This window comes from Flaviflexus ciconiae, assembly GCF_003971195.1.
GTDB lineage: Bacteria > Actinomycetota > Actinomycetes > Actinomycetales > Actinomycetaceae > Flaviflexus > Flaviflexus ciconiae.
In genome coordinates, this window is record NZ_CP034593.1 from 2,561,011 (window position 1) to 2,572,455 (window position 11,445).

General features: G+C 56.3%; 10 protein-coding genes and 1 pseudogene. 5 read left to right on the forward strand and 6 right to left on the reverse strand.

The genetic code is table 11. The annotated features are described in order from the left end of the window. The first annotated feature begins 148 nt into the window (after positions 1-148). The 5 genes from EJ997_RS11455 to EJ997_RS11475 all read left to right on the forward strand — a co-directional run bounded on the left by EJ997_RS11455 (position 149) and on the right by EJ997_RS11475 (position 7,820). Entirely contained in the window at positions 149-2,593 is a 2,445-nt protein-coding gene (locus EJ997_RS11455) for a DMSO/selenate family reductase complex A subunit (RefSeq protein WP_228201500.1), read from the forward strand. Between the two features lie 236 nt (positions 2,594-2,829). Next, positions 2,830-3,927: a DUF2804 domain-containing protein gene (locus EJ997_RS11460; protein ID WP_126704664.1), complete on the forward strand. Its 1,098-nt coding sequence runs from the start codon at positions 2,830-2,832 to the stop codon at positions 3,925-3,927. A gap of 448 nt (positions 3,928-4,375) precedes the next feature. Beyond that, positions 4,376-5,956, forward strand: coding sequence for an inorganic phosphate transporter (locus EJ997_RS11465; RefSeq protein ID WP_228201502.1), 1,581 nt, complete (start codon positions 4,376-4,378; stop codon positions 5,954-5,956). 447 nt (positions 5,957-6,403) lie between these two features. Beyond that, positions 6,404-6,589 carry a hypothetical protein gene (locus tag EJ997_RS11470; protein ID WP_126704666.1) on the forward strand — a complete coding sequence of 62 codons (186 nt, stop codon included), beginning with the start codon at positions 6,404-6,406 and terminating at the stop codon, positions 6,587-6,589. Positions 6,590-6,606: 17 nt separating this feature from the next. Next, a protein-coding gene (locus EJ997_RS11475) for an IS3 family transposase (RefSeq protein ID WP_228201642.1) occupies positions 6,607-7,820 on the forward strand; the annotation gives its coding sequence in 2 pieces (ribosomal slippage) (positions 6,607-6,912 and positions 6,915-7,820; 1,212 coding nt in all). A 22-nt stretch (positions 7,821-7,842) separates the two neighbouring features. Here the strand turns inward: EJ997_RS11475 and EJ997_RS11480 are convergent. From EJ997_RS11480 to EJ997_RS11505, 6 genes and pseudogenes are all read right to left on the reverse strand, one after another. Next, on the reverse strand, positions 7,843-8,031 hold the full coding sequence (locus tag EJ997_RS11480) for an NAD(P)-binding protein (protein ID WP_126704667.1): 189 nt from the start codon (positions 8,029-8,031) through the stop codon (positions 7,843-7,845). A 109-nt stretch (positions 8,032-8,140) separates the two neighbouring features. Next, positions 8,141-8,404 (reverse strand): helix-turn-helix domain-containing protein, encoded by a 264-nt coding sequence (locus tag EJ997_RS14145; protein ID WP_126704668.1) that lies wholly within the window; start codon positions 8,402-8,404, stop codon positions 8,141-8,143. Beyond that, positions 8,287-9,066: a cupin domain-containing protein gene (locus EJ997_RS11490; RefSeq protein ID WP_126704669.1), complete on the reverse strand. Its 780-nt coding sequence runs from the start codon at positions 9,064-9,066 to the stop codon at positions 8,287-8,289. The genes EJ997_RS14145 and EJ997_RS11490 overlap by 118 nt, the downstream gene beginning before the upstream one ends. A gap of 82 nt (positions 9,067-9,148) precedes the next feature. Beyond that, a pseudogene (locus EJ997_RS14150) lies at positions 9,149-9,334 on the reverse strand (FAD-dependent oxidoreductase); the annotation flags it as partial. Positions 9,335-9,394: 60 nt separating this feature from the next. Next, entirely contained in the window at positions 9,395-9,643 is a 249-nt protein-coding gene (locus EJ997_RS14155) for a 3'-5' exonuclease (RefSeq protein WP_407644352.1), read from the reverse strand. Continuing rightward, complete coding sequence (locus tag EJ997_RS11505; protein WP_126704670.1) at positions 9,607-11,424, reverse strand: ATP-dependent helicase; 1,818 nt, start codon at positions 11,422-11,424, stop codon at positions 9,607-9,609. Before EJ997_RS11505 ends, EJ997_RS14155 begins: the two co-directional genes overlap by 37 nt. Positions 11,425-11,445 lie beyond the last annotated feature (21 nt).

Consider the following 11,445-nt stretch of genomic DNA (forward strand, 5'->3'; position numbering starts at 1 on the left):
ATTACGAATCATCCTTGTTCTCTATATTCGTTAAACCCGTTGGGACTTTGGTGCCGAATCGGGACTTTCTTCACCCTATTTTCTGGAAGTTGGTTCGTAGCCTGGCGTCAGCGACGTAATTAAAGCTTAGAACTCAAGAGGAAAGAGGATGACTATGTCGATGACGGTCACGGAGGGCTTGAGCCGCCGGTCGTTTATGAAGTGGTCTGGTGTAGCTGGCGGAACCGCTGCACTCGTTGCCACTACCACTCAGCTGGGCATGCCGGGCGCGCGAAGCGAAAGCGGCGACGGTGCTGCTGATGTTGACGCGACGATCTGGTCTGCCTGCGTGGTGAACTGTGGTTCGCGATGCCCGCTGCGGTTGCAGGTAAAGGATGGCGTAGTCACCCGGGTTCTCCCCGATAACACCGGTGATGACACTCTCTGGAACCGTCAGATTCGCGCCTGCGTGCGCGGGCGCAACATGAGGGAGAGGATCTACAACCCGGATCGCATCAAGAAGCCCCTCAAGCGAGTTGGGGCCAAGCGGTCCGATGCTGAGTTTGAAGAGATCTCGTGGGATGAGGCTTTCGACATCATCACCGAGAAGCTTGAGTACACGTACGACAAGTACGGTCCGGAATCCGTGTACAAGCAGTACGGTTCCGGTGTGTGGAACGCACATGTTGCAAACTCGGGTGGCTGGCATAGGCTCTTCAACCTGCTCGGCGGTCACCTCGGCTACTACGGCAACTACTCATACCTTCAGATCTCCCAGTGCACCCGGTACTTCTACGGTAGCCCGGACGAGCAGATTTCGAACTCGATCGAAGATGCGATCGAGAACTCAAACCTTCTCGTCCTGTGGGGCAACAACCCGCTCGAGACCCGTATGTCCGGCGGTGGCAACACGTACACCGCCACCCTGGCCAAAAAGGCCGGTCTCAAGATCATTGTTGTGGACCCGCGCTATTCTGACTCGGCCTCGGTTCTTGCCGATGACTGGATTGCTCTTCGTCCGGGCACCGACGCTGCTCTCGTTGCGGGCATGGCGCACGTGATGATCACCGAGGACCTGCACGACCAGGAGTTCCTGGACAAGTACTGCGTGGGCTTCGATGAGGAGCACATGCCGGAGGGTGCTCCGAAGAACGCCTCCTACCGCTCCTACATTGAGGGCAAGGGCGAAGACGGTATTGAAAAGACTCCCGAGTGGGCTGCGGAGATTACCGGTGTTCCCGCGAATAAGATCCGTACTTTTGCTCGCGAGGTTGCACTGGCAAAGCCAGCCAACATTGCTCAGGGTTGGGGCCCTCAGCGTCACGCCAATGGCGAGAACAACGCGAACGCTATCTACCTGCTTGCAGCCCTTACCGGAAACGTCGGTATTCCCGGCGGCGGCACCGGTGGTCGGGAAGGTTACCTGTGGCCCTACACGCCGTGGCTGGATGATGGTGTGAACCCGGTCGAGGCTAGTATCTCCTGCTACAAGTGGACGGATGCCATTGACCGTGGTCCCGAGCTCACCGCCGTTCGGGATGGTGTGCGAGGCAAGGACAAGCTCGATGTGGGTATCAAGTTCATGCTCGTTTACGGATCGAACATGCTTGCAAGCCAGCACGGTGACATCAACCGGACACGAGAGATTCTTGATGATGATTCGAAGTGTGAGTTCATTCTTGGTATCGACAACCAGATGAATGCTTCGATGGAACTCTGCGACCTGGTTCTGCCGGATACGACCACCGCGGAGCGGTGGGATCTTGTCCCGTCCGAATACACGGGCGACATGGCTTACGAGATCATGATCCACCAGGCCATCGAACCGCTCTACGAATCACGTTCCTCGATTGAGATCACCGCCGAGATCGCTAACCGCATGGGTGTGGGTGAGGAGTTCTCGCAGGGCAAGGAAACCACCGAGGACTGGGCCCGCGAGCTTCACGAGCAGGCCCGGGAGAACCACCCGGACATCTTCCCGACCTTCGATGAACTCAAGGAACAGGGTGTTGTCCGGTACACGAGCCCGGATGGTCCCACAGTTGCGCTCAAGTCCTTCCGTGACGATCCCGAAGCAAATCCCTTGGGTACACCTTCGGGCAAGATTGAGATCTACTCGAGCCAGCTGGCTGACATGGCTAAGGAATGGGAGTTCCCCGACCCGATCCCCGGTGATGAAATCACGCCTATCCCCGCCTACGTGGTCACCCGCGAAGGTCCGGAAGAGGCGCGAACCAACCACAAGTACCCGCTGCAGTGCATCGGTCACCACTTCAAGGGCCGCACCCACTCCACCTATGGCAACCTCGAAGCGCTCCGCGCAGCACACCACCAGCGCGTATGGATCAACGAAGCTGACGCCAAGGAACGCGGTATCGAATCCGATGACAAGGTTGTGGTCTACAACGACCGCGGCAGGATCTCCCTGCCAGCCATGGTCACCCCGCGTATCGTCCCCGGCGCAATCTCCGTCCCGCAGGGTGCATGGATCCAGATTGACGAGAACGGAGTCGACCAGGGCGGTGCGGTCAACATGCTGACCAGCCTCCACCCGACACCGCTCGCCAAGGGCAACGGACAGCACACCAACCTCGTCCAGGTAGAAAAGGCGTAGGAATACTTCTCTGATCAGCCGAACCACACTGGCACACTGCGCCTCGGGCATGGGACGAACAGACTTCAAAGTCTTATGACGATAGGCAGAGCGATCAGAGAAACGGTTGAGGAATCCCAGTAAGAGAATTCTCAACCTAAGGAAGGTCCGGCTCCATGAGCCGGGCCTTCTGCCGTTGTGTTGTTGCTTCCTTGCAATCCGGCAAGTTGTGGGCAAGGAGTCAGTAAGCTTGGGACATGTGGAATGGCGAACGTGAACTGACCGAACCAGTTTCTCTTGTCGGGCCCGATGGGTTGCTTAACCCGGATGCTGTGGGTTGGTCACGTAGGCCGATTCATGACACCTCGGGCATTGGGATTGGTCATGGTGGACTACCTAGGGCGTGGGGACGCAACAAGCGCTGGGAATACTGGCTCGTGATGACTCCCACCCATCTTTTCTCGCTCACGATCAGCGACGTGGATTACGCCTCTTCCCACAGTATCTGGGTTTATGAGATCCTCACGGGCAAGCGCCTCGATGTCGCCGCCATCGTTCCGTTTGCTCGCGGAGCGGTACTCGAACCATCTCTCGGTGATGGCGTGGCGCGCGGTGGTTCAATGAGCTTGGGTGGCAAGTTGCTGCCAACGGGACCGGGCCGGATGAGAGCATTTATTGACCCGGTGACCGAGGGAACACGGCTCCGTGCAGAAGGTCAGGCACCTCGAGTGAATCCTTCCGGTATTTCATCCGTACGGTTTGATGTGACAGCACATCGCTCTCCCGAACACGAAGCGCTTGGCGTGGTCGTGCCTTGGTCGGAGAAACGCTTCCAGTACACCGTAAAGGAAACAGCACTGCCGGCAACCGGATACCTTGAACTAGATGGTGAAGTTATTGAACTGCCAGCAGGGGAGGCCTGGGCGATCCTTGACCATGGGCGTGGCCGGTGGCCGTACAAGATGGATTGGAACTGGGGTGCTGCCAGTGGATACGGGCAATCGCCTTCAGGAACTGTCGCCGTAGGATTCCAGTCCGGGGCGAAGTGGACTGATGGCACGGGTGCTCGAGAGAATGCCATTACAGTTGACGGCAGGCTCTACCCAATTCACGAAGACATCACATGGGACTATGAGTTTGGGCAGTGGGATAAGCCCTGGCATCTGCATTCTGAATCAGTGGACCTCTGGCTGGAGCCGTTCTGGAACCACGATGCCATCACCGATCTCGGAGTCATTGCCATGAAAGCGAACCAGGTGTTCGGCTACTTCAGCGGAACCGTGACAGTTGATGGACAAAAGATCACCATCGACAACATGCTTGGCTTTGCCGAGGATGTACGTAACAAGTGGTGATTGCCCAACTGTACAAGGGCGGTCTCTTGATGGGGTCGCCCTTCTACTGGAGTGGCGTAGCTGTCGGTAATGCCGACTGAAGTCGTATCAGTCGGCAACGGGGGAAAGCTGACCCGTTACCTTGTTGACAGGTTCTGATTGGAGGGTGTTGATTGACCCCGGACAAAGGTCGGGAATGAATGCTTCTCAGTGAGCAAAGCAGGCACGTTGCAGGCGAATATTGGTGCTGTGACGTCGATGACTTGGCAAGGGAAAGTCCAGCGCCTTAATCGGCTCTGTAGATGTGTATGTTACGTGAACAACATATGACCAAAGGGCAACAAACGAGTGTCTTGTCATGCCATAATTTTCATGGCCTAACAGGCCTGATGTGATGTCGGGCCGACCTTTTAATCGAAATTGGAGTGGCATGGAGAGTCGGGCGCCAAAGCCGAATTCCGCTGAATTGTTGGCCTTCAAGGATGCAACAGGGAGAAACACGGGCTGGAATATCGCCTTCGGTCTTCTCATGGCGATGTCCTTCTTCCTGTTTGCCAGGTGGGGACTCGACTACATTGGCTCGGACGCCAACATCCCGATCTTCTTCCTGGCCACGATCTTTGGTCTGTTCATGGCCTTCAACATTGGTGGCAACGATGTCGCCAACTCGTTTGGAACATCGGTGGGTGCTGGCACTCTCACGATCAAACAGGCGCTATTAATTGCGGCGGTCTTTGAGGTTAGTGGTGCAGTCATTGCCGGCGGTGAAGTGACCGATACCGTTCGCTCCGGCATCGTCGATCTCGATGCCATCAACCTGGAGTCGAACGACTTTATGCTCATCATGATGAGCTCGTTACTGGCTGCAGCGCTGTGGCTACTATTCGCCTCGAGAATGGGCTACCCCGTTTCCACAACGCACTCCATTGTTGGTGGCATTGTTGGCGCATCCCTCATGATCGGATTCGTGACCGAGCAGAGTAATCCGCTTGCCATGGTGCAGTGGGGAGAGATCGGTCAGATCGCTATCTCCTGGGTCCTCTCACCGCTTCTTGGTGGTATCGTCGCCTACCTCATGTACCGCTGGATTAAGACGAACATTCTCCAGTTCAACGACCGGGCCGATGCTGCCTTGGAGGCTTTGGCTGATGAACGGAAGAAGGCCACGGTTAAGCACAAGAAGGCCTTTGAAACTCTCTCGGAACTCCAGCAGGTTGCCTACACTGGGGCGCTCGACCGCGATGAGAAGCGAATCAAGTCGGGCAACTTCGAGATCGATGAGCTCGAATCCGACTATTACAAGGAACTTAAGAGACTTGATAAGAAGGCCGACGATGTGGGTGCCTTCAGGGCTCTTGAGAAGTGGATTCCTGTCCTTGCTTCCTTCGGAGCTCTTGTTATTGCGTCCATGCTTCTCTTCAAGGGACTGTCGAACTTGGACCTTGATCTGAGCACCGAAGGCAAAATTGTTATGTTGGCGATGATCAGTGCAGTGGTTTGGATGGCGACCTCGATCCTCGTACGTTTGCTCAAGCGCAAGTCACTTCAGCGCTCTACGTTCCTCATTTTCTCGTGGATGCAGGTATTTACTGCATCAGCATTCGCCTTCTCTCATGGCTCTAACGACATTGCTAACGCGATTGGCCCCTTCGTGGCCATCCTCGACGTGCTCCGCACCGGGAGCTTAGAGTCCATGGCACCCGTTCCTACCGCCGCCATGGTCGCCTTCGGTATTGCTTTGGTTGCGGGCCTCTGGTTCACGGGACGCAACGTTATCCGTACCGTGGGTACGAGCCTGACGAAGATGCACCCATCATCCGGGTTCGCAGCCGAGCTCGCCGCCGCGATGGTCGTCATGGGAGCTTCCGTGCTTGGCCTTCCTGTATCCTCCACCCATATTCTTATTGGCGCGGTCCTTGGTATTGGTGTTGCCAACAGGGCTGCGAACTGGAAGCTCATGAAGAATATTGGTATCACCTGGGTTGTCACCCTTCCGATCGTCTCAGCACTTTCTGCACTCACTGTCCTTGGGCTCAGACTCTTTCTCTAGCGAGGCGCGCCTCTGGAATGGAGAGCATTTCTCTTAGAGGAAGACATCTGTTCTTCGTAAGCATCCTCAGTGTCCGTCTGCAAGCCCGGCGGATTGGTAAGTGATCGAGAGGCAAGGCGATGGCGCGTAGGCTAAGGGCATTGGAGCCCTTGGCGGTAATTGCGCGGGTGATTCTTGCACGTCTGGGTTAAGGATTATTCCGGCGTGAGTACCGTGACCGAGTGCATTGAAGAGTTTGCATCGGCATCGTTTCGGTGATTTCACGTGTTTCCTCCCGTGCCCTCCCACGCATTAAGATCGAGGTTATTGCTACGCATAACCCGACTTGGCTCAATTTGGAGTGGTGTGGGTCACTGCGAGCCTGTGACCTGTGGTGATGCGGGTTGGGAGACGGGTTTTTGGACACTAAATCGGACTGGTTTTGGGGTGTGTTTATGATGAGTGTTTGTGAGCCTTTTCATTCGGACGGTGAAGACCGCGTCGGGAGCTACTGCGGTGCAGATTGTCTACTCCCACCGCCAGGGTCACCGGGAGCTCAAACAGGTTGGCTCAGCCCACACCGATGAGGAGCTAGCACTGCTGAAAGCCAAGGCTCGACTAGAGGGGAGTGCTGAAGGTTTAGGTGACATCTGATCTGGCTAGCCGGTGTGCTGGTCTGGAAGGATGACAGTTATGCCAAGACCGTTTCCCAAGAGTTCCGCGACGACGTCGTACGCGTTGCCAATAGCCGCGGCCCGGGAGTGACACGCGACCAGATTGCCAAAGATTTCGGCATTCACGTAGGCACCTTGGATAAATGGATGCGCCAAGCAAAGATCGATGAAGGCGCTCAACTGGGACCGACACGTGCCGATAGTGATGAGCTGCGCGAGCTGCGTAAACGTAACCGGCTACTTGAGCAGGAAGTGGAAGTGCTGCTGCGAGCAACCGCGTATTTATCGCAGGCACATCTGCCGGGAAAAGGCTCTACCCGCTCGTGAGCGAGCTCGCCGAGGACGGGATCCCCGTTACGGTCACGTGCCGGGTCTTCAAGCTTGCCCGTCAGCCCTACTACCGGTGGCTGGCCAATCCAATCACCGATACCGAGCTCGTGGAAGCCTACCGTGCCAACATTCTATTCGATGCCTACCGGGCTGATCTTGGGTTCGGGCATCGTCTGTTAGCCGATGTGGCACGCGAAGCAGGTCAAGACATAAGTGATCGCACCGCATGGAAAATTGCTTCCGATAACGGCTGGTGGTCAGTGTTTGGCAAAAAGCGGGCCAAGAACGCGAAGTTGCCCGGACCTGCGGTCCATGACGACCTGTGCGCCCGGATCGATGAACACGGCCGGGTCCGGCATGAATTCACTGCTGATGGGCCCAATCGGCTGTGGCTGACCGATATTACTGAGCACTGGACCGATGAAGGCCGGCTCTACCTGTGCGCGGTCAAGGATGCTTTCTCTGGCAAGATCGTCGGCTATTCCATGGACTCTCGTATGACATCTGATCTTGCCGTGGCCGCACTGGAAAACGCAGTAAGCATGCGCGGACCAGTTGCCGGTTGTGTCGTCCACAGCGACAGAGACTCGCAGTTCCGTAGCCGAGATTTCTTGGCCGTGCTGAATCGCCACGGACTGGTCGGGTCAATGGGCCGGGTCGGGGCTGCTGGCGATAATGCAGCCATGGAGAGCTTCTTCGCTCTGCTACAGAACAACGTTCTTGATCGTCGGCGCTGGGCCACTCGTGACCAGCTGCGCGGTGCGATCATGGCCTGGATCGAAGGGACCTATCATCGTCGGCGCCGACAAGCAGGCTTGGGACGTTTGACTCCGATCGAATTCGAAACCATGATGAACACACCCGCCGCAACAGCGGCATGAAAACAAGCTGTCACCTAAACCTTCAGCAGCCCCAGTCTTCGGGGCCGCCCCACAGCAAGCCGGCTTCCCACACGTTGGGGATGATCGGGTTCGTATCCCAGGGGCCCGCTTCAAGAATTGTTACCTTTTTGCCAGCATCGATAAGTCGGCGTGCAAGGACACAGCCAGCGGAACCTGCTCCCACAATGAGGTAATCGGGATTCTTAGACATTGCTTACCTTTCCGTCGCGAGCGCCAGTGCTTCAAGGACTTGAGGTAAGTATGGTCATGTTGCCTGCGCCACTTCTTGACTGCGGGCGCAGAGCACATGACTTTGGGTGCTAAGCGGCCTTCAGTGCCCGGGTGCGAGCTTCGCGCGGCGCCCTGCCGTACTCGGCTTTGAAGGTACGGGAGAAGTGGGCGGCGTCAGTGAAACCCCATGCAGCGCCGATGCCGGAGATAGGAGTATCGGCGAGTGCTGGGTTAGTCAGGTCGAGATAGCACTTCTCAAGGCGCCGAGACCGGATGTAAGTAGAGACAGTCGTGCCCTGTCGTGCGAACAGGGAATGCAGGTGCCGTGTAGAGATATGAACGGCGGCAGCCACAGTGGCGGCCCAAGCTCCGGGTCCGCCAGATTGTCATCCACATAGTCTTGGATCTTGCGTAACAGGTCCCAGTGGGGCGGGGCTTGAGCTGTCTTCACCACGTCGAGCTGATTACTGATGAGTGACTCGAGCAGTTCGAGAGCGTTCTTCGCAAGCATCGCCCCAGCCGGGCCTTTGAGATGCTCCATGTTTGTGGCGATCGACATGAAGAAGGGCGAGACCACGCGGCCAAGACCATCATCGGCACCGATGCGTGTTGCGACGGCGCTAGCCACAAGCTCTGTGGGGATCCGTAGTCTGTCGTGAGGGATCTGGATAACCATGAGAACAAACGGAGAGTCAAAGGAGAGGACGTACGGCTTTGAGGTGTCGTAGATGACCAGGTCGCCGGGGGTGAGGTAAACTTCGCTGCCCTCCTGCTCCATGAATGAATGGCCTTCGAGCTGCAGAGAGATCTTAAAAAAGGAGCGTGGTGAATCTTCGATCAGCTGCTCAGTGCGCCGAACTACGTGGCGATCAGCGCGGATAGAGACAAATGCGGTCGCATGCTGATCGATCATGCGGTGCTCACGCATTTCGGCATGAAAATCTGACACGTCGGTGGTGACGTCCAGCGGTACGAAAGATTCATTGATCGCTATTCGAAATTCACTCAGGTCCACCGCTCCACCCCCTTTGGTATGCGGTACTGCTAACGAAGATACCGCGCAGTGGTGCTACGTGGGGGTGGGGCGGGGCGGGCTACTAGGCTTTGTGGGCTAGATTGTTGATCTTGTTCGCAGTGCGGTAACCGGTTTCGATAGCGCCGTCAACGAATGAGTGCCAGCCGGCAGCCCAGTCGCTTCCGACGAGGACGAGGCGTGCTTCGCCAAGGTCGTGCGGCTTTGCCGCGTCAAATTGGCCGAGGGACGGCGTGGTCCAGGTCTGGCCGGACCACTGATCCTATTGGTCTGCGCGGTCGGACACTCGTTGCGGTGCGCTATGGAAGCTTCACAGCTCGACTGAGAGATCGATCCGCGGAAGTTCGATTCCGCTCGGGGGAGCGGGCCTTGAAAGCTCCACGTTGTTTATCCTCTTTGCCAGTTGATCGGGCAGATCTGCAAAGAAGTAGAGGTCCAGATCGGGATTGCGGTTAGAAGTGAAGTTTACGGGTGAGTTGCTCAGATTAAGTCGGGTGATCGTCAATGTGTCTCGAGCCCTTGTCAGCGCAACATAGAGTAGCCGGCGATCTTCTTCGATCGTGTCGCGGTCAACGGCTCGTGGCGTTGGAAACTGGCCGGGGAGGCGTGCAGGAGATAGACGTGGTTCGCTTCCATTCCTTTCGAGGAATGAATTGTAGAGATGATAACGGCATCTTCTGACGGTTCTCCCGTGAGTTCCGTTGAGAAGACTGGGTCGATGATGTACTGCTCAACAAACCCTGCGACGGATGTGTGGCCGTGGGCGAGACTTTTGAGGTGGAGGAAGTCAGGCCAGCGCCTGTCCCAGTTCTGGTTCCTGTAATTCTTCTCCAATACAGGATCCAGATGTTCAGCGGCGACGGTGATCGCTTCTGGAACAACATTTTGATGCTGTCGTATGTCCGAGAGGGTGTCAGCGACTGGAGAGGGGAGCGCGCTGTAATCGATATCTGAGTGTGCGCGGAGGTGCGCTATCTGCTCGTCCATCAGGCGCTTCGCACTAACTTCGCCAATCTTCGGGAAGAGCATGAGATATCGCAGCCAGGCAAGCTGGTCAAGAGGGTTGGCGACGATACGAAGAGCGGACAAGAGATCTCGGATATGCGCGGACTCCAGGAGCTTATAGCCGCCATAAAATCTGTAGGGTATTTCTCTCTGTAGACAGACTTGTTCGACTGCTCTAGCGATATAGCTCGCCCGGACAAGGATGAGGTTGTCTTTCAGCTTCTCTCCCTCATTAACAGTCTCTTCAACGAGATCGATGACCCTGTTGGCTGCTGTCTGCTCCGCTCCAAAAGTTTCTAAGGCAGGAGTTGATTCTTCGCTTCTCTGGGCGACGAGATCTTTGTCGTACGAGAGTGGACTCTGCCTCAGCAGCCAATTTGAGATGTCAAGAATTCCCTGAGTCGACCTGTAATTGTCGGTGAGCTTATAGATCTTTGATCCGGGGATGATGTCCTGAAAGTTGTAAATGCTGGCAAAGTCGGCCCCGCGGAATCCGTAGATCGATTGTGCATCATCACCGACGCAGTAGAGGGAGAGCCTGCTGACTAGGGGTCTGAGTATCTGCCACTGGAGCGGGTTTGTATCCTGCATTTCATCGATGAGGAGATGTGAGTACATCTTCCCGATCCACTCGGCTAACTTATCGCTGGCCTGGAGCTGCATGCCGACGATGGCGAGCACATCGTCGTAGTCGATGTAGCGATTGAGTCTCTTCACTTCCTCGTAGTCGCGAATAACGGGGACGATAAATTCCTCTATCTGATCCCGAGTGAGACCGAGTCGGTCTACAGCGACCTGTATGAAACGCTGCTGAGCATTCCGTGCGAACGAGTAGCAGTTCATGATGCTGGCTGCAGGTGGAAGGCCCGGCTCGCACCGACCCCGTGCGATCTTGAATATCGTCAACTGATCTTCAGGGTCGATGACTGTCCACCCTTTGTATCCCCACGTATCCTCGTTTCCGCGGATAAGGGTCATGCACCACGAGTGGAATGTCGACGCGTTCAGCCCGGCTGCTTGGACACCGAGGAGGTTCTCGACCCTGCTCTTGATTTCTGCCGCAGACTTACGAGTGAATGTGAGCGCTTGGATCTGCTGGGGCTGAACCCCAGATTCAATGAGATGTGCACAGCGGGCGACAATCGTGAGCGTCTTGCCGGTGCCCGCACCAGCGCGGACGAGAGTCTGTCGCGACTCGGTGGTGGCGGCAACGCGCTGCTGTTCGTTGAGAGAATTAAGGAGAGAGACCGTAGCGCTGACAGGCTTCGACTTGTCGGCACCGCCCAGCGAAGCTGTGGTCCGATATTTGTCTGTCGCCTTTGACCGTTCCTGCATATGTCAATGGTATGTCCTATC

What these genes read in the sequence shown, in the direction of transcription:
- EJ997_RS11455 (WP_228201500.1), top strand. Translation starts at nt 149, where the DNA reads ATGACTATGTCGATGACGGTCACGGAGGGCTTGAGCCGCCGGTCGTTT.
- EJ997_RS11460 (WP_126704664.1), top strand. Translation starts at nt 2,830, where the DNA reads ATGTGGAATGGCGAACGTGAACTGACCGAACCAGTTTCTCTTGTCGGG.
- EJ997_RS11480 (WP_126704667.1), bottom strand. Translation starts at nt 8,031, where the DNA reads ATGTCTAAGAATCCCGATTACCTCATTGTGGGAGCAGGTTCCGCTGGC.
- EJ997_RS11505 (WP_126704670.1), bottom strand. Translation starts at nt 11,424, where the DNA reads ATGCAGGAACGGTCAAAGGCGACAGACAAATATCGGACCACAGCTTCG.